This is a genomic window from Aeromonas bivalvium (genome assembly GCF_046078285.1).
Taxonomy (GTDB): domain Bacteria; phylum Pseudomonadota; class Gammaproteobacteria; order Enterobacterales; family Aeromonadaceae; genus Aeromonas; species Aeromonas bivalvium.
In genome coordinates this window covers 63,292-80,528 of sequence record NZ_JBGXBV010000004.1, presented here as the reverse complement: position 1 = coordinate 80,528, position 17,237 = coordinate 63,292, and the positions used below count along the sequence as shown (strand labels likewise).

Below are 17,237 nucleotides of genomic sequence, written 5' to 3'. Positions count from 1 at the left end.
GGCGAGCACGCAGCGCGGGCCATAGTCGCGCACTGGATCACAATGCACCCCGAGTCCGGATGAAACAGGCAGCAGGTCCACGCTTTCTCCCTCTCCTTCGGCGGCGCTCATGCAGGACACATCGATGCCACTCGACGCCATATTCTGGATATCCGGGACAGAACGAGACCCATAAGACTCACGCACCGCGCAAACGATATGCCTGTACAGGCAGGGAAGAGGACAAACCATGCAAAACCCCATTGCGTTTTGGCGATGAAATAGCAATAGTTCTCACTTTCTTTCTAGTGTCCATCCCCCCGAGGTTCCAACAAGATGTTTCGTTCCCCCCTGGCAAGCTTGCTGCTGCTTGGCCAGCTCGCCCTGATGAGCTGGATGGCGCACGCCGCCCCCGTTGAAGTGGAAGATGTGATGGGCCGCAAGGTCTCTCTGAGCCTCCCGGCCAACCGCATCGTGCTCGGTTTCTATCCCGAGGATTATCTGGCCGTGGCAGGTGAGGGGGGTGCCGATCGCCTGGTGGGCATGTCCCGTGGCTGGTTCGTCAAGTCCCGCCCCGCCATCTGGTCCCTCTATGTGGCCAGCCTGCCGCAACTGGCCAAGGTGCCGGACCTTGGCAACGTGCAGGATCAGAGTTTTTCCATCGAGAAGACCCTGGCGGTCAAGCCCGATCTGGTGATCCTGGCCCAGTGGCAATACGAGGCCCTGGCCCCGGATCTGCCGCGCCTCGAGCAGGCGGGCATCCCGGTAGTAGTGGTGGACTACAACGCCCAGACCCTGGCCCGCCACATGGCGAGCACCCTGCTGCTTGGCAAGCTGACCGGCCAGGAGGCTCGCGCCCGCACGATGGCCGACGAATACAAGGCCAAAATTGACACCATCACGTCGCGCATTGCCGCGGCGAAGCGCCAGCCGCCCCGGGTCTACATCGAACTGGGTGACAAGGGCCCGGCCGAGTACAGCTACACCTATGGCAAGGACATGTGGGGCGCCATGGCCCTGCTGGCAGGCGGTGACAACGTCGCGGCCCCCTTCGTCGATCGCTGGGGTCAAATCCACCCGGAACAACTGCTGGCGAGCAAGCCCGAGGTGATCCTGATGGCGGGCTACGAGAGCGTCAGCAACCCAGAAGCGATGCAGGTAGGCCAGGATGTGTCGGCCGAGACCGTGCGCCAGCGCCTGGCAGGCTTTGCCGCCCGTCCGGGCTGGGGCGATCTGCCTGCGGTGCAGCAGGGTCGCCTCTATGCGGTCTATCACGGCGCCACCCGCAGCATCATGGATGCCGCCCTCATCGAATTCATGGCCAAGGCCCTCTACCCGGACCTGTTCCAGGATCTCGATCCCCTGGCCACCTATCAGAGCTTCTACCGCAGCTATCTGCCCATTCGTCCCCAGGGCACTTTTATGCTGGGTATCAAGCCGGGTGAAGCAAACTAAATCCCGTAGATCGGGCTTTGCCCACCTCGGCAGAGCCCTCTTCCTCATCCTCTTTAACCGGGCGCCCCACATGGTGCCCGCTTCAGGATTGTCATCATGAATGATTTGGCTGCCCTGCAGCAGACCCTCACCCGCCAACGGCAACGGGAACGCCGTCGCTGGCACTGGCTGGCGCTGCTCAGCCTGGTGCTGTGCATTACCCTGGTGCTCGACATCGCCACCGGCCCCTCCCTGCTGCCGCTGGGGGAAGTGGTCGATGCCCTGCTCTCTCCCGCCCAGGCGGACGCCATGACCCGCACCATAGTCCATGACATGCGCCTGCCCATCGCCCTGATGGCCCTGGTGGTCGGCGCCTCGCTCGGCCTTGGCGGCGTCCAGATGCAGACCCTGCTGGACAACCCCCTCGCCAGTCCTTACACCCTGGGGCTCGCGGCGGCAGCCGGGCTGGGCGCCGCACTGGCCCTCTACACCGGTGGTCTCGGGCTGCCGCCCCTGGTGGCCATTCCGGCCGGGGCCTTCATCCTGTGCATGGTTGCCGCCAGCCTCTTGTTCGGCCTTGCCATGATGCGCAACGTCAGCAGCCAGACCCTGATCCTGGCGGGCATCGCCCTGCTGTTCCTGTTCCAGTCCCTGCTCTCCCTGCTGCAGTTCCTCTCCTCCCCCGAGCTCAACCAGCAGATCCTGTTCTGGCTGTTTGGCAGCCTGATGCGCACCACCTGGGACTCCCTGGCCATCACGGCCGCCGTCACCCTGATCTGCACCCTGCTCATCTATCGGGATGCCTGGGCCCTCACCAGCCTGCGCCTCGGGGAAGCCCGCGCCCGCAGCCTTGGGGTCAACGTGGACAGGCTGCGCATGAAGACCCTGATCCTGGTCGCCCTGCTCACCGCCACCGCCACCAGCTTCGTCGGTGTCATCGGTTTCGTCGGCCTGGTGGCTCCCCACATCGCCCGCATGCTGGTGGGGGAAGATCAGCGCTTCTTGATCCCCCTCTCCGCCCTGTGCGGCGCCTGCATGCTGTCGGCAGCCTCTGTGCTCTCCAAGTCCATCGTGCCCGGCGCCCTGTTTCCCATCGGCATCGTCACCGCGCTCATTGGCGTGCCCTTTTTCATCTGGTTGATACTCGGCAGGGGGCGTAAACGTGCTTGAGATATCCCGACTCTCACTCTCCCTCGGCCAGCAGACCCTGCTGCGGGATCTCGACCTCACCCTGCAGCCGGGTCAGGTCCATGTGATCATCGGCCCGAACGGGACCGGCAAGACCTCATTGCTGCGCACCCTGTTTGGCGAGCTGACCCCAGCTACTGGCGAGATCAGTCTGGCCGGGCAGTCACAGCGCCAGATGACCCAGGCCAAATGGCGCCAACAGTTTGGCTACATGCCCCAGAACATCCAGCTGGAGCTGGACTTGAGCGTCATCGAGGTGGTGGTGCTGGGGCGTCTCGACAGCCTCTCCATGCGCCTGGCGGACGAAGACATACTGGCGGCCGGTCGCGCCCTGCAAGCCCTCGGCATCGCCCATCTGGCGGATCGCCCCCTCTACTCCTTGAGCGGCGGCCAGCGGCAGATGGTGCTGTTTGCCCAGGTGCTGCTGCGGGATCCCCGCATCATGATGCTGGACGAACCGGTCAGCGCCCTGGATCTGCACCACCAGATGCAGCTGATGGAGCACCTCTGTCAGCAGACCCGGGCGCAGCAGTGGATCACCCTGGTGGTGCTGCACGATCTCAACCTGGCGGCCCAGTTTGCCGATCAGCTGATCGTGCTGGCAGGGGGCGATCTGCAGGCCTTCGGTCCCCCCGCCCGGGTGCTCGACGCGGCCCTCATCGAGCGCCTCTATCAGGTGCCGGTGCAGATAAGCCACGATCAGAGCGGCATTCCCTTCCTGCGCACCGTGCGCAGAGCATCATGACGAGATCGCCCATGACGCCAGCTGCGACGTGGCCCGCAACCGGCGCCCGGGTAAACACCCCATGAGCCGCGCCTCCTACTGGCGGGACTGGCAGGGCATGAGCCCGGCCGCCCGCCTGCTCATCATCAACGGCCTGGCGTTCAACCTCGGCTTCTACATGATGCTGCCCTTCCTCGCCCAGCACATGGGCAGCGGGCTTGGTCTCGCCGGCTGGGCCTGCGGTCTGGTCATGGGGATGCGGGTGTTCAGCCAGCAGGGGCTGTTTCTGCTGGGGGGGACGCTCGGGGATCGCATCGGCTATCACCCCGCCATCGTCTGGGGTTGCCTGGTGCGATCCTTGGGCTTCATGCTGCTGGGCTGGGCCGAGTCTCTGCCCATACTGCTGCTGGCGGCGGCCCTGACCGGCTTTGCCGGGGCCCTGTTCACCCCCTGCGCCCAGGCTTACCTCGCCAGCGAATGCAGTGCGCCGGGTCAGCGTCAGCGCGCCTTCGCCCTGCACAATCTCGCCAGCCAGGCGGGCATGCTGCTCGGCCCCCTGGTCGGCCTCACCCTGACCCAGCAGAGCTATGCCCTGACCGGTTTCCTGGCGGCGGGCCTGTTCGCCCTGCTCGGGGTGTTGCAATATCGGGGGCTACCCAAACGCCCGGTAGACACCCACACCCCGCGCGGCGCCATCCTGCGACAGTGGGGCACCATAGTGCGCCAGCGCCCCTTCATGATGTTCACCCTGCTGGCGGGCAGCTATCAGATCCTGTTCCACCAGCTCTATCTGGCCCTGCCCGCCCATATCCAGAGCCTGCCGGACGCCACCCAGCTGCTCGGTGGCGTCTTCACCCTCTCGGCGGTGATCGGCGTCCTGCTCCAGCTGCCGGCGTCGCGTCTGGTGGAGCGCCGCCTTGGGGTGCCGCTCGCCATGGGGCTCGGCATAGGGCTGATGGGGATGAGCTATCTGGCCCTGCCCCTGCTCTCCCCCTGGCCGACGGCGGGCGTCCTGGCCCAGGTGGCCCTGCTCTCCCTCGGCTCAGTTCTCTGCTTCCCGCTCTTTGCCGCCCAGCTGCCCCGCTACGCCCCTCCCGAGCAACTCGCCAGCTACTACGGTTTTTATGCCAGCGCGGGGGGCTGCATGGCGCTTTTTGGCAACCTGCTCATCGGCTTTATGCTGGGGGAGGCGGGCAGCCGCCCCGCCACCGCCATCTGGTACCTGCTGGCCCTGGTCGGATTGCTGGCCGGGTTCGGCCTCTACACTCACCTCAGAGCCAGCCTGGCCCCAGCCGCCACCTCGTCTGCCTGAATGCACAAGGGCCATCTTGCGATGGCCCTTGTGATGGTTGATCAGGGGAGAATAGCCCGCTGACGCCGCAGCCCGACCGGATCCCCCCAAAGATGGGCAAGCCGGGGGCAGGATCCCGACGCCAGCTATCCGGCCAGGATCTCTGTGGCGTGCTGCGCCGACGCGGGCAACCCCAGACCCGTCCCATGCAAAAAAAAACACCGCCCTCTCTTGGGGCGGTGGTCATTATGCTTGTCATCCGGGCCTCGCGGCCGTCTGACTAGTGCTCTTGTGCCGCATTGAGCCTGGGCAGCTCGGTGCGCTCCCGTTGCAGTTCATCAAACCTGGCCTGCCATTTCTCCTGCGCCTGTTTCAGCCCCTGGGACTCGAATTTCTGGCGCATGGTGTCTACCTCTTGGTCAAGTTTTTCCATCTGGATGTCTCCTTACATCTCGATTGCACATCGGTTACACACTGGCTGACGGCACGGCCTCCATGGAGGCAGGTCAACCTGTTCCCGAGATTGGACACCAGGACAGCTCAAATTTCCCAACGAAATAAACGATTGATTATGCAAAAACCAATCTAAAAAAATGAGAAATATTTCGTTTGAGGCCATCCTTGGCGCGCTTATCCATCACCATAAAAAACCATAAAATCATTTCATATCAAATAATTAAAATAAATCCTCGGCAACGGGTCCGTCATCCTCCCAGGCCCCGGGCTATGCACGCTTTTGTCATGAAAGGCGGCCGAACCAGGCACGCCTTCGCTCTCTGCCCGGCTGACAAGGGGCGGTATAACCCCAGTCATCGATGCCCCATCCGGGATGCGGCTCGGTGCTGGCCGCCAATAGGTTGTCGATTGCAACCCTATCTCGTACCATGGCCAGCCATGGCGACTCACCGCGCTGGCCTGTTCTGCCAGCCCGGCCCACCGACACCGAACGGATACCACCTTCGATGAAGATACTGACATATGGCTCTGCGCTGGTCGCGGCCATTGCCGCTGTGCCCGCCCTCGCCTCCGGCGACGGTGGCGGGTGCGGCTTCTGGCTCACCGACTGCCCGCTGCCCACCTATCCGCTCTATCTCAACGAGAACGACACCCGGGGCAACCTGCTGATGCTGCTGGGGGATCAGCAGCGCCATTCCCTTCCCTTCACCCTGCCGGCGGATCCGCTAAACGAGCGTGACAAGGCGCTCTTCTCTCTGATGCACCTCCCCCAGCCAGACGAGGTGGAAGACCCGGCGCTGCGCGAGCAACTGGGCAAGCGGCTGGCCGCCTACGACCCGTCACTCCCCCCGCTGCTCGAGCACTACGCGGGCCGCGACTCCCTCTACGGCCACGCCATCTCCAATTCCCTCTCCTCGGTCAGTGCGTTTCTCGACGCCCTCGAGCAGAGCGAGGTGCCCGCCCCGGAGCGCACGCCGCTGCTGCGAAGCCGTCTGCTGATCCTGGGCCAACAGGAGAGCCCGGCCCCCGCCAGCGGGATGAGCAGTGCTGCCCTTGAGTGGCAGGGGTATCTGCAGGCCGCCCGTCACTTCTACGAGGACCGCTTCGAGGAGGCCCGCGCAGGCTTTGCCGCCTTGCAGCAGGCTAAGGCCCCCTGGGTGGCCGAGAGCGCGACCTACATGGTGATGCGCACGGAGATCAACCTCGCGATGAAGGAAGCCAAAGACGAATACGGCGATCAGGACGTGGCCAGGAGTGACAAGGAGGCCCTTCGCCGCGCCATGGCCCAGGGTCAGGCCTATCTGGCGGCCTACCCGCAGGGGCGCTACGCCAGCTCGACCAAAGGATTGTTCAGACGCATCCAGTGGATGGCCGGGGATCTTGGCGCCCTGCGGGATGCCTATGACGAGGCCATGGCAACCCGCCAGCCCTTGCCGGCGCTGGAGGCCCTGGTCAACGAGATCGATCTCACCCTGCTCAGTGGCGATGCCTATCGCCAACAGGCGGTCTATCAGGACTCGGCCCAGCCGGCGCTGTTGTTCGTCAATGCCCTGCGGGGCCTCAGACCTGCCTATGAGCGGCCACGGGACTGGCAAGATGCCCAGCTGGACGACGCCATCGCGCAACTGCAAAAAACCGGCAACACTGAGCAGGCGGCCTACCTCAAGGCCTATATCCTCTTGTTGGACAAGCAGTTCGAGCAGGTGCTGACCCTGCCCTCCCCGGGCCAGGAGGACGCCACCCTGGCATTCAGCCACCAGATGCTGCGCATCTGGGCCTGGCAGGGCATGAAGGCCTTCGACAAGGCCGAGCAGGCCCTGATGGCGCTGGTGACCTCCCCCCTGGGTCAGGCCCAGCAGGCGTTCGTGGAGAACGTGCTGGCAGATCACTGGGTGCGCACCGGCAACACGGCGGCCATCTTCCAGCCGGGCAGCCCCATCACCCAGCTGCGCATCCGCGCGGCCGTGCTCAAGCAGGAGGCCGAGCCCGCCCTATTGCGCCAGCAAGCCAGTCAGGGCCCGAGCGCGGCGGAGCGGCAGATTGCGCTCCATACCCTGCTGGTGCGGGATCTCATCGCCAGCGACGCTGCCACCTTCTTGCAGGATCTGGCCCTCATCCCCGCCGATCACAAGGAGGCGACCCCTCCCGCCGACGCCCCCTGGCAGCCGGTGCCCAATGGGGATGTGCGCCTCTCGGCATTCCAGTGGCGCGGGGAGGAGACGCCCCAGGGCTACCACTGCCGGGATCTGGCCCAGACCCTCGGCACCCTGGTGCAGCGCCCCGACGACGGTCATGCCCTCAACTGCTTGGGAGAGTACCTGCGCAGCCGAAAGCCCCATATCGACCTGTGGCAGGGTAGCGAGATGATCTGGGGACTGGCGCAAGACGAGCGCCCCACGTCCCCGAGTCGCCTCGCCCTCTATCAGGCCGTGATGGCCAACCCCAAGGCGGAGCCCGAGGACAAGAGCTATGCCCTCTATCGCGCCATCCAGTGCTATGCCCCCTCCGGCTACAACAGCTGCGACAGCCAGGAGATCCCCAAACGCACCCGGCAGGCCTGGTTCAACACCCTCAAGCAGCGCTATGGCAACTCGGTGTGGGCCAGATCCCTCAAATACTACTGGTGAGCCATGAGCAGACCTCCTGAACGCGCCCTGATGGCGCTGCTGCTGACGACCCTGGCCACTCCCCTTGAGGCCAGCGTCGATGCCAGCGCCTATCACGGGTTCTGGCTCTGGTCCGCCACCCGCCACCAGCCGGTTCTGGAACAGGCCAGCACCCTCTATCTGCATCAGGGGGAGATCCTGGACAGGCCCGGCGGCCCCCGCTTCGTCAAGCTGGGGCGGGTTCCCTCCCCCCTCAAGGCCGGGCAGGTCTGGCTGGTGGTGCGTGTCAACGCCCTCCCCATCTCCCCCGCCCACCAGCAGGTGCTGGTGCGCCTCTACGAGGCGTGGCGCGCGGCCGGGGCCCAGGTGGCGGGCATCCAGATCGACTTCGATGCGGCGACCCGCCAGCTCGATCGCTATGGCGACGCCCTGCAACAACTGCGGCGCGCCCTGCCTCCCGGGTGCAAGCTCAGCGTGACTGGGCTGCTCGACTGGGCGAAAACGGGGGACGTGGCAGAGCTCAATCGCCTGCCAGTGGACGAGCTGGTGATCCAGACCTATCAGGGCACACGCACTGTGCCTGGCTATCAGGCCTATCTGCCCGCCATGGCGCAACTGACCATCCCGTTCAAGATAGGGCTGGTGCAGGATGGGGAGTGGGATCCCGCCTGGCAGACAACACTGGCCGCCTCCCCCCACTACCGGGGCGAGGTGGTCTTCCTTCTCAACCGCCCGGCGCCGAGCCCGGGGGCCGGCAGGGCGATATCCTCCTTCACACCCCCTGCCCCTTGATCCAGCGCCGATAGCGGGCGTTGCCACACAGGGTCTGCCACTGCTGGCAGGCCAGCGCCAGGACGGGCGCCACCCCGGGGTTGCTGGCCCTGCCGCGGCCAAGGCGGCGCAGCTGGTATTTCACCATCGCCATGTAGCCTACCGAGGCCAGCACCTTGTTGCGCCAGGGGATGGGCCGCAGCTCGGCGCTGACCTCCTGCTCCCGGCGCCATCTGGCGGGCAGATCCGGGGCTATGGCAAGCGCGGTGGCCATGCCGACGACCGCCACTCCGCTGCCGAGCACCTGCTCCACCACCGGATAACGGCGGATCCCCCCGGTCACCATCACGGGCATGCGGGCGGCAGCCACTATCTCCTCTGCAAACGTCAGAAAATAGGCTTCCCGCGCCAGGGTGCGGCCATCCCGGGCCTGGCCGTGCATGGCGGGCGCCTCGTAACTGCCGCCGGAGAGCTCCACCAGATCCACCCCGAGGGGGTTGAGCATCTCGACCACAGCCCTGGCATCCTTGGTGCTGAAACCGCCGCGCTGAAAGTCGGCGGAGTTGAGCTTGACCGCCACTGCAAAGCGCTCCCCCACCTGCTCACGGATCCCCTGCACTATCTCCAGCAGCAGGCGGGCACGATTCTCAAGGCTGCCGCCCCAGCGATCAGGGCGCTGGTTGGTGAGCGGCGAGAGGAACTGGCTCAGCAGATAGCCGTGGGCGGCGTGGATCTGCACCCCGTCAAAACCCAGATCCTGTGCCAGCCGCGCCGTGTGGATGAAGCGCGCCTTCACCTCGGCAATATCGCGCTCGCTCATGGCCCTGGGCGGGGCGAACTGTTTGGAGAAACTGCCGAGCGCCATGGGCACGGCGGAAGGGGCCAGGGTGGGCTGCCCCAGCGCCGCCGGCATCTGGCGACCTGGGTGGTTGATCTGCATCCAGATCTGGCCCCCGCCGCTTTTGGCCGCCTCGGCCCAGGCCCTGAAACGCTCGCCTATCTGTGGGGATAGCGCCGGGGAGTCGAGCACCACGCCCCCAGGCCCCGTCATGGCGCGCCCGTCCACCATCACATTGCCGGTGATGATAAGGCCGGCGCCCCCCTCTGCCCAGGTGCGATAGAGCTGGATCAGCGCCTCCGAAGGGGCATGGTCACGGTCGGCCATGTTCTCTTCCATGGCGGCCTTGGCGAGGCGGTTGATAAGCTGGCTGCCACTCGGCAGGGTCAGGGGAGTAAAGGGGTTCATGGCAATCTCCTCGGTAGTGAGGGCCCCACCATAAGTTTGAAGCTGACTTGAAGGTCAAGCCCCTTTGTCGGGATGCCGCTGCGATGGGGGAAACGCTATCCAGCCGCACCGCCCTTGCTCGGAACCGTTGACATTCAAGCGGACTTTAACCCTAGAATTCCCCAGACCCCGCCCCCTCAGTCATTGACATGGCGGGCCCATCAACCCGCAGCCCGGGAGGCAAGATGAAGATAGGTGAACTGGCCAGACAGACCGGCATGGCGGCCTCGGCCATCCGCTTCTACGAAGCCAGGGGCCTGCTCAGCCAGGTGCGGCGGGGTGCCAACGGCTATCGCGACTACCCGCCCGAAACGGCGCAGTTGCTGGCCATCATCGGCCAGGCCCAGCAGGCGGGCTTCTCCCTCGACGAGATCAAGCAGCTGGTACCCGCCGACATCAGCACCTGGCAGCACGCCCCGCTGCTGGCGGCGCTCAAGTCCAAGGTGAGCGACATCGAGGCGCTGGAGGCAAGGCTTGCCCACAGCAAGCAGCAGTTGCAGGCCCTGATCCAGCTGGTTGAATCCAAACCGGGCGAGATGCCGTGCGAGGAGAACGCCGCCCGGGTGCTGGCCACCATGGGCATTGCCTCCCCCGAGGGCACCGCCAAGGCCACCACATCGGTCAAGCCCGCCATCGTTTCGCGCGGCGCGCACCGTCACAAACAGGGAGAGAGATAAGGATGACGTTTGTCGAGATGGACCCCGCTCACCTGCCGCTGGCCCTGCTACTGGAGGCCGATCCCGCCGCGTCGCGCATCGCCGCCTATCTGCCCGGGGCCTGGGGCTTTGCCGCCCTGGCGGACAAGGAGGTCGTGGGGGCCTGCGTGGCGGGCCTGGTGGGGGAGCAAACCGCCGAGATCTTCAACATCGCCGTTGCCCCGAACCGACAGCAGCAGGGCATAGGCTCCGGCCTGCTGCGCTTCGTGCTGACGAACCTTGCCGGGAAGGGGATAGGCCGCGTCGAGCTCGGTACCGGCAGCTTCGGCCACCAGCTCACCTACTACCAGCGCCACGGCTTTCGCGTCCATGCCGTCGTGAAGGATCACTTCCTCATCCACTATCCCGAGCCCCTGATGGAGCACGGCATCCAGCACAAGGACATGCTGCGCCTCTCCCTTGTGCTGGCGCCGGACACCGCGTCCCCCTGATCCGAGAGGCTGAGCCCTGCCCTCCCCCTGATGGCCGCCCCCTGTGGTACACTCCGCCATCCCCTGTTTTTGGTATGCACGCGATGAAACCTGCCCGTCCCCGCCTCTCCCTCTCCGCCCGCCCTGACACCGAGCACAAGGCCAAAGGGCCCACCACGGCGCGCCCATCCCAACGCAGGAAGGCGCAGCACCCAGGGAGAGTCAACGAGCGCAAACCGGCCCCCGCCCCGGCTGATCGCAAGCTGCTGCTCCTGAACAAGCCCTACATGGTGCTCTGCCAGTTCACCGACGAAGGGGGCCGCGAGACCCTCAAGGATTACATCACCGAGCCCGGCATCTATGCCGCGGGCCGGCTAGACCGCGACAGCGAAGGGCTCTTGCTGCTCACCAACGACGGCAAGCTGCAGGCGCGCCTCACCCAGCCGGGAGAGAAGACCCCCAAGACCTACTGGGTACAGGTGGAAGGAGTGCCGAGCGAGGAGAAACTGGCTGCCCTGCGCGCCGGGGTGGAGCTCAACGACGGCATGACCCTGCCCGCCGGGGCGCGCATCATGGCGGAACCGGCCGTGTGGCCACGCAACCCGCCCATACGCGAGCGCAGGGAGATCCCCACCTGCTGGCTGGAGATCAAGATAGTGGAGGGGCGCAACCGCCAGGTGCGGCGGATGACCGCTCATATCGGCTACCCCACCCTGCGCCTTATCCGCTACGCCATCGGGGAGTGGACCCTCGATGGTCTGGCGCCGGGGGAGAGCCGCGCCCTGCCCGCCCCCGAGCTGGCACCCGCGCCACGACCAGCAGCCACGCACGGCAAACCACGGGCATCCGCCGCAGCCGGGGGCACTGGCCGCAGCGCCCCCCGAGCCGCCCGGCCAACAGATCAGAAGCCACGCCAGGAGCGGAGCCGCCGCGGGGCAGACCCGCGCCCTGGCAATCGCAGCGGCGGGCGCACCACCGCCCGCCGTCCGGCCCGCACCAAGCCCTCTGAATGAAGGCGACAGCGGATCTGCATCGAGCGCCCCCGCAGGGGCACAGCCAACAAGACAAGGAGTCCTTATGAGCGATCACCCACCGCTGCCCACCCGCCTCACCGTGGCCGCCCTGGTGCACTGGCAGGGGCGTTTCTTGCTGGTGGAAGAGGAGATTGCGGGCAAGCGCCGCTTCAACCAGCCCGCCGGCCACGTGGAGCCGGGAGAAGATCTCATCCAGGCGGCCTGCCGCGAGCTGAAGGAGGAGACCGGGCTCACCGCCGCCCCCACCGGCTGGCTCGGGGTCTATCTGTTCAAACCGGCAGACAGCGAGGCCACCTTTGTGCGCACCGCTGTCATCTTCGACCTTGAAAAGTCGCCCGGTCAGCACCATCCAGAAGATCCCGATGGTGACGTACTGGCCTGTCACTGGCTCAGCCTGGAGGAGATTGCCGAGTGCAAGCCGGCCCTGCGAAGCCCCCTGGTGTGGCAGTGCATCCAGGACTATCTGGCCGGCACCCGCCTGCCGCTGTCGGCCCTCAAGGCCTTTATCTGAGAGCCGTTAGAAACTCTTTTTGACGCTATGGGGCCGAGACAAGAAAAACGATTTCCCACCGCCAGGCTTCCGAGGGGAACGGCGGCAGGGAGATGTGACCGGGGGCGCAAAACTCTGGTAGAATACGCCCCGTTTAAACGAACTGGTAACTTCGACTAATGACAGACAACAGCCAAATCAAGGTGATCGTCGGCATGTCCGGCGGCGTGGATTCTTCCGTCTCGGCCTACCTGCTCCAGCAGCAGGGCTATCAGGTCGAAGGCTTGTTCATGAAGAACTGGGAAGAAGACGACACGGACGAGTACTGCTCTGCCGCCCAGGATTTGGCTGATGCCAAGGCCGTCTGCGACAAGCTGGGGATGAAACTCCACACCATCAACTTCGCCGCCGAATACTGGGACAACGTCTTCGAGCACTTCCTGGAAGAGTACAAGGCGGGTCGCACGCCGAACCCGGACATCCTGTGCAACAAGGAGATCAAGTTCAAGGCGTTCCTGGAATTTGCCGCCGAAGAGCTGGGTGCCAGCTACATCGCCACCGGCCACTATGTGCGCCGTGACGACAGCACGGGCCGCCCCCGCCTGCTGCGCGGTCTGGACACCAACAAGGATCAGAGCTACTTCCTCTACACCCTGAGCGAAGCCCAGGTGGGTCAGAGCCTGTTCCCGGTCGGGGATCTGGAGAAGCCGGAGGTGCGCCGCATCGCCGAGCAGCTCGACCTCATCACCGCCAAGAAGAAAGACTCCACCGGCATCTGCTTTATCGGCGAGCGCAAGTTCAAGGACTTCCTGGCCAAGTTCCTGCCCGCCCAGCCCGGTCCCATCGAAACCGTGGATGGCAAGGTCATCGGCGAGCACCAGGGGCTGATGTATCACACCCTGGGTCAGCGCAAGGGCCTTGGCATAGGCGGTCGCAAAGATGCCACCGAAGAGGCCTGGTACGTGGTGGACAAAGAGGTGGAGCGCAACACGCTCGTGGTGGCGCAAGGGGAACACCCCCGCCTCTACTCCGACGGCCTTGTCGCGAGCCAGCTGCACTGGGTGGATCGCACCCCCATTCGGGCGCCGCGCCGCTGCACCGTCAAGACCCGTTATCGTCAGGAAGATATCCCCTGCCTGATCCAGCCCATCGACGATGAGACCATCCGGGTCATCTTCGACGAGAAACAGGCTGCGGTGACCCCGGGCCAGTCCGCCGTCTTCTACGACGGGGAAGTGTGCCTGGGCGGCGGCATCATAGAACAGCGTTTCAGCCATCCGGTGTAAGGGCTGGACGCTCACAAGCGTCCGCGCTGTACTCCCTTCTCCCCTCGCGGGAGAGGGGACAAAGAAAAAACAGCACAAGGCAGCGATACATGATTGGCAACTTCCAGGCCGGACATGGCATCAGCCGGTGAACGAACAAGACAGGGCCGTGAATCTATGAGCGACAAATTCCAAGACAGAACCATGGCCTTCGCAGGCATCTGCCAGGCCGCCTACCTGGTGCAGAAGGTGGCCCGTGACGGCTCCTGCGACGAAGCCTCCCTGCGCGAGAGCCTGCAAAGCATTCTGGTCACCGATCCCAAACAGCCGCTGGAAGTGTTCGGCAGCCACCTGGCCATTCGCGACGGCTACCGCGCCCTGGTGGAGCAGCTGGGGGCCGACGGCAGCCAGAAGAATGCCGAGCTGACCCGCTACGTGGTGAGCCTGATCGCGCTGGAGCGCAAGCTGGCCAAGCGCAAGGACATCCTCAACATGCTGGGGGAGCGGATCAGCCAGATCGGCCGCCAGCAACAGCATTTCGATCTGCTCGACGAGCAGATCCTGGCCAACATGGCGAGCATCTACAGCGACCTTATCAGCCCCATCGGGCCGCGCATCCAGGTGGCGGGCACCCCGCTGTTCCTGCAGCAGCCTCTGGTGCAGCACAAGGTGCGTGCCCTGCTGCTGGCGGGCATCCGCGCCGTGGTGCTGTGGCGCCAGCTCGGTGGCAGCCGTACCCAGATCATCTTCGCTCGCAAGAAGATGGTGGAACTGGCCAAACGATTTTAACCCCCACACCAATCATCAGGAGTTCACCCCATGGAGCTGTCCGCGCTGACTGCCGTTTCCCCGATTGACGGTCGTTATGGTGACAAGGCCGATGCCCTGCGCCCTATCTTCTCCGAATTCGGTCTGCTGCGTTTTCGCGTCGAAGTCGAGGTGCGCTGGTTGCAAAAACTGGCCAGCCACGCCGGGATCCCGGAAGTCCCAGCCCTGAGCGCGGCCGCCAATGCCGTGCTTGACGGCATAGTCCTCAACTTCAACGAGAGCGACGCCGCCCGCATCAAACAGATCGAGCGCACCACCAACCATGATGTGAAAGCGGTGGAGTACTTCCTCAAAGAAAAAGTCGAAGTGAACCCGGAGCTGGCCGCCGTCAGCGAATTCATTCACTTCGCCTGCACCTCGGAAGACATCAACAACAACTCCCACGGCCTGATGCTGAAGACCGCCCGGGAAGAGGTGATCAAGCCTTATTGCGAGAAGCTGATTGCCGAGATCAAGCGCCTGGCCGTCGAGTACCGCGACATGCCGCTGCTGTCACGCACCCACGGTCAGCCGGCCACCCCGAGCACCATGGGCAAGGAGATGGCCAACGTCGCCTACCGTCTGGAGCGCCAGCTCAAGCAGATCATGGCGGTCGAGCTGCTGGGCAAGATCAACGGTGCCGTGGGCAACTACAACGCCCACATCAGCGCCTACCCGGATGTGGACTGGCACCAGTTCTCCGAGGAGTTCGTGACTTCGCTGGGCCTGACCTGGAACCCCTACACCACCCAGATCGAGCCCCACGACTACATCGCCGAGCTGTTCGACGCCCTGGCCCGCTTCAACACCATCCTGATCGACTTTGACCGTGACGTCTGGGGTTACATCTCCCTGGGCCACTTCAAGCAGCGCACCATCGCCGGCGAAATCGGCTCCTCCACCATGCCCCACAAGGTCAACCCCATCGACTTCGAGAACTCCGAAGGCAATCTGGGTCTGGCCAACGCCGTGTTCCAGCACCTGGCGAGCAAACTGCCCATCTCCCGCTGGCAGCGTGATCTCACCGACTCGACCGTGCTGCGCAACCTGGGTGTGGCGGTGGGTTACTCCCTGATTGCCTATCAGGCGACCCTCAAGGGCATCTCCAAGCTGGAAGCCAACGCGGACGCCATGGCCGCCGATCTGGACGCCAACTGGGAAGTGCTGGCGGAGCCCATCCAGACCGTGATGCGCCGCTACGGCATCGAGAAGCCCTACGAGAAGCTGAAAGAATTGACCCGTGGCCGCCGCGTCGACGCCGAAGGGATGCGCACCTTTATCGACACCCTCGAGCTCCCCGAGCACGTGAAAGTCGAGCTGAAGAAGCTGACCCCGGCCAACTACATCGGCGACGCCCAGCGTCTGGTCGATCTGCTGAAATAAGGCGATAACCTGATATCCGGGGGCCCTGTGCATCTGTTGCCACAGGGCCCCCTGCTCTTTTCAAGCACCCGACAGGCCTTGCCCAAGCCCGCCTTGGGCAAGCCCTCTCACAAGATACGAGAAGCACCATGTACCAACTCAATCTGGATATCGCTCACTTCCTCGAGCATTACTGGCAGAAGCGCCCGCTCCTCATCAAGGGCGGTTTCACCGACTTTCAGGATCCCATCAGCCCGGACGAGCTGGCGGGGCTGGCCATGGAGGAGGTGATCGAATCTCGCCTCGTCACCCGCTTCAACAACAAGTGGGAGGCGTCCCACGGCCCCTTCGAATCCTACGATCACCTGGGGGAAGAGAACTGGACCGTGCTGGTGCAGGCGTGCAACCACTGGGTGCCCGAGGTGCACGAGCTGGCGGTGCCGTTCCAGTTCATCCCGGGCTGGCGCTTTGACGATGTGATGGTGAGCTTCTCCACCCCTCACGGCGGTGTCGGCCCCCACATCGACAACTACGACGTCTTCATCACCCAGGGCCAGGGCAAGCGCCACTGGCGTGTTGGCGACGCCAAGCCCCTTGGCGAGTTTGCCGCCCACGCCGCCCTGCTGCACTGCGAGCCGTTCGAGGCGATCATCGACGCCATCATGGAGCCGGGCGACATCCTCTACATCCCGCCCGGATTCCCCCACGAGGGCTACGCCATCGAGCCCTCCCTGAACTTCTCGGTGGGCTTTCGCGCGCCGGACGCCAAAGCGCTTATCTCTTCGTTTGCCGATCACCTGATCGACAACGATCTGCGCACCGAGCGATACGGCGACCCTGACCTCCAGCCCCGCGCCCGCCACGGCGAAATTCAGCCCCATGAGCTGCACCGCCTGCGGGAGCTGATGCAACAGGCCCTCGACGACGAGACCCTGTTCAAGGAGTGGTTCGGCACCATGATCTCCGAGGCCAAGCACGATCTGGACGTGAGCCCCATGGAGCCTGACTACAGCGCCGAGGAAGTGGCCGACCTGCTGAGCCAGGGCGAGCCCGCCATCAAGGTGCCGGGGCTGCGCAGCGTCTGGTTCAGCGGCGAGAGCCGCACCTGCTACATCGACGGCGAGGCCTGGACCCTGCCAAGCGAGGATCCGGCCGCCATTTCGCTCTTGTGCGACAAGGACATCATCACCCAGGCCGACATGGTGGAACTGGCCGATCAGGCCGGTTTCCTGCAGCTGCTGACCCGTCTCATCAACCGCGGTTACTGGTTCTTCGGCGACTGATCCCTGCCGGGTGGCATAGACGAAAAAGGCGCCTGATGGCGCCTTTTTCATGGCCGGATGCCCGAGGAACGGGCCCGCAGGCCAGGCTCCCAAAGCTCTGCTTACTTGGTATAAATCAATCAATTAGATAGGTATG

The 17,237-nt window shown here is 64.8% G+C and carries 16 protein-coding genes; 14 read left to right on the top strand and 2 right to left on the bottom strand.

The window, feature by feature from the left end; genetic code table 11:
* Positions 1–315 precede the first annotated feature (315 nt).
* From ACEUCR_RS11395 to ACEUCR_RS11380, 4 genes are all read left to right on the top strand, one after another.
* Positions 316–1,434: an ABC transporter substrate-binding protein gene (locus tag ACEUCR_RS11395; RefSeq protein WP_408790207.1), complete on the top strand. Its 1,119-nt coding sequence runs from the start codon at positions 316–318 to the stop codon at positions 1,432–1,434.
* 96 nt (positions 1,435–1,530) lie between these two features.
* Positions 1,531–2,583: a FecCD family ABC transporter permease gene (locus ACEUCR_RS11390; RefSeq protein WP_408760058.1), complete on the top strand. Its 1,053-nt coding sequence runs from the start codon at positions 1,531–1,533 to the stop codon at positions 2,581–2,583.
* On the top strand, positions 2,576–3,346 hold the full coding sequence (locus ACEUCR_RS11385; protein ID WP_392444445.1) for an ABC transporter ATP-binding protein: 771 nt from the start codon (positions 2,576–2,578) through the stop codon (positions 3,344–3,346). Before ACEUCR_RS11390 ends, ACEUCR_RS11385 begins: the two co-directional genes overlap by 8 nt.
* A 61-nt stretch (positions 3,347–3,407) precedes the next feature.
* Positions 3,408–4,637 carry an MFS transporter gene (locus ACEUCR_RS11380; protein ID WP_408760055.1) on the top strand — a complete coding sequence of 410 codons (1,230 nt, stop codon included), beginning with the start codon at positions 3,408–3,410 and terminating at the stop codon, positions 4,635–4,637.
* A 259-nt stretch (positions 4,638–4,896) separates the two neighbouring features.
* Here the strand turns inward: ACEUCR_RS11380 and ACEUCR_RS11375 are convergent, their stop codons facing one another.
* On the bottom strand, positions 4,897–5,049 hold the full coding sequence (locus ACEUCR_RS11375; protein WP_084205344.1) for a hypothetical protein: 153 nt from the start codon (positions 5,047–5,049) through the stop codon (positions 4,897–4,899).
* A 529-nt stretch (positions 5,050–5,578) separates the two neighbouring features.
* Between ACEUCR_RS11375 and ACEUCR_RS11370 the strand changes: the two genes are divergently transcribed.
* The gene (locus tag ACEUCR_RS11370; protein WP_408790203.1) at positions 5,579–7,699 is read left to right on the top strand and encodes a hypothetical protein; all 2,121 of its coding nucleotides are present in this window, start codon (positions 5,579–5,581) and stop codon (positions 7,697–7,699) included.
* 3 nt (positions 7,700–7,702) lie between these two features.
* Complete coding sequence (locus tag ACEUCR_RS11365) at positions 7,703–8,470, top strand: DUF3142 domain-containing protein (RefSeq protein WP_408790201.1); 768 nt, start codon at positions 7,703–7,705, stop codon at positions 8,468–8,470.
* Here ACEUCR_RS11365 and ACEUCR_RS11360 read toward each other — a convergent pair.
* Complete coding sequence (locus ACEUCR_RS11360) at positions 8,451–9,695, bottom strand: NADH:flavin oxidoreductase/NADH oxidase family protein (RefSeq protein WP_408790199.1); 1,245 nt, start codon at positions 9,693–9,695, stop codon at positions 8,451–8,453. The genes ACEUCR_RS11365 and ACEUCR_RS11360 overlap by 20 nt on opposite strands.
* A 224-nt stretch (positions 9,696–9,919) precedes the next feature.
* Here ACEUCR_RS11360 and ACEUCR_RS11355 point away from each other — a divergent pair, with 224 nt between their 5' ends.
* From ACEUCR_RS11355 to ACEUCR_RS11320, 8 genes are all read left to right on the top strand, one after another.
* Positions 9,920–10,411: a MerR family transcriptional regulator gene (locus tag ACEUCR_RS11355; protein WP_408790197.1), complete on the top strand. Its 492-nt coding sequence runs from the start codon at positions 9,920–9,922 to the stop codon at positions 10,409–10,411.
* A 2-nt stretch (positions 10,412–10,413) separates the two neighbouring features.
* The gene (locus ACEUCR_RS11350) at positions 10,414–10,881 is read left to right on the top strand and encodes a GNAT family N-acetyltransferase (protein WP_408790195.1); all 468 of its coding nucleotides are present in this window, start codon (positions 10,414–10,416) and stop codon (positions 10,879–10,881) included.
* Between the two features lie 74 nt (positions 10,882–10,955).
* Positions 10,956–11,873 (top strand): pseudouridine synthase, encoded by a 918-nt coding sequence (locus ACEUCR_RS11345; RefSeq protein ID WP_408790192.1) that lies wholly within the window; start codon positions 10,956–10,958, stop codon positions 11,871–11,873.
* A gap of 64 nt (positions 11,874–11,937) precedes the next feature.
* Positions 11,938–12,405: an NUDIX hydrolase gene (locus ACEUCR_RS11340; protein ID WP_010673620.1), complete on the top strand. Its 468-nt coding sequence runs from the start codon at positions 11,938–11,940 to the stop codon at positions 12,403–12,405.
* A 158-nt stretch (positions 12,406–12,563) separates the two neighbouring features.
* The gene (mnmA, locus tag ACEUCR_RS11335; RefSeq protein WP_111872866.1) at positions 12,564–13,670 is read left to right on the top strand and encodes a tRNA 2-thiouridine(34) synthase MnmA; all 1,107 of its coding nucleotides are present in this window, start codon (positions 12,564–12,566) and stop codon (positions 13,668–13,670) included.
* Between the two features lie 156 nt (positions 13,671–13,826).
* Positions 13,827–14,438 carry a high frequency lysogenization protein HflD gene (hflD, locus tag ACEUCR_RS11330; RefSeq protein ID WP_111872865.1) on the top strand — a complete coding sequence of 204 codons (612 nt, stop codon included), beginning with the start codon at positions 13,827–13,829 and terminating at the stop codon, positions 14,436–14,438.
* Positions 14,439–14,468: 30 nt separating this feature from the next.
* The gene (gene purB / locus ACEUCR_RS11325) at positions 14,469–15,839 is read left to right on the top strand and encodes an adenylosuccinate lyase (protein WP_392444428.1); all 1,371 of its coding nucleotides are present in this window, start codon (positions 14,469–14,471) and stop codon (positions 15,837–15,839) included.
* 128 nt (positions 15,840–15,967) lie between these two features.
* Positions 15,968–17,101 (top strand): ribosomal protein uL16 3-hydroxylase, encoded by a 1,134-nt coding sequence (locus ACEUCR_RS11320; RefSeq protein WP_408790188.1) that lies wholly within the window; start codon positions 15,968–15,970, stop codon positions 17,099–17,101.
* Positions 17,102–17,237 lie beyond the last annotated feature (136 nt).

Coding starts and splice junctions, on each gene's coding strand:
- ACEUCR_RS11395 (WP_408790207.1), top strand. CDS start 316: ATGTTTCGTTCCCCCCTGGCAAGCTTGCTGCTGCTTGGCCAGCTCGCC.
- ACEUCR_RS11390 (WP_408760058.1), top strand. CDS start 1,531: ATGAATGATTTGGCTGCCCTGCAGCAGACCCTCACCCGCCAACGGCAA.
- ACEUCR_RS11380 (WP_408760055.1), top strand. CDS start 3,408: ATGAGCCGCGCCTCCTACTGGCGGGACTGGCAGGGCATGAGCCCGGCC.
- ACEUCR_RS11375 (WP_084205344.1), bottom strand. CDS start 5,049: ATGGAAAAACTTGACCAAGAGGTAGACACCATGCGCCAGAAATTCGAG.
- ACEUCR_RS11370 (WP_408790203.1), top strand. CDS start 5,579: ATGAAGATACTGACATATGGCTCTGCGCTGGTCGCGGCCATTGCCGCT.
- ACEUCR_RS11365 (WP_408790201.1), top strand. CDS start 7,703: ATGAGCAGACCTCCTGAACGCGCCCTGATGGCGCTGCTGCTGACGACC.
- ACEUCR_RS11360 (WP_408790199.1), bottom strand. CDS start 9,695: ATGAACCCCTTTACTCCCCTGACCCTGCCGAGTGGCAGCCAGCTTATC.
- ACEUCR_RS11355 (WP_408790197.1), top strand. CDS start 9,920: ATGAAGATAGGTGAACTGGCCAGACAGACCGGCATGGCGGCCTCGGCC.
- ACEUCR_RS11350 (WP_408790195.1), top strand. CDS start 10,414: ATGACGTTTGTCGAGATGGACCCCGCTCACCTGCCGCTGGCCCTGCTA.
- ACEUCR_RS11345 (WP_408790192.1), top strand. CDS start 10,956: ATGCACGCGATGAAACCTGCCCGTCCCCGCCTCTCCCTCTCCGCCCGC.
- ACEUCR_RS11340 (WP_010673620.1), top strand. CDS start 11,938: ATGAGCGATCACCCACCGCTGCCCACCCGCCTCACCGTGGCCGCCCTG.
- mnmA (WP_111872866.1), top strand. CDS start 12,564: ATGACAGACAACAGCCAAATCAAGGTGATCGTCGGCATGTCCGGCGGC.
- hflD (WP_111872865.1), top strand. CDS start 13,827: ATGAGCGACAAATTCCAAGACAGAACCATGGCCTTCGCAGGCATCTGC.
- purB (WP_392444428.1), top strand. CDS start 14,469: ATGGAGCTGTCCGCGCTGACTGCCGTTTCCCCGATTGACGGTCGTTAT.
- ACEUCR_RS11320 (WP_408790188.1), top strand. CDS start 15,968: ATGTACCAACTCAATCTGGATATCGCTCACTTCCTCGAGCATTACTGG.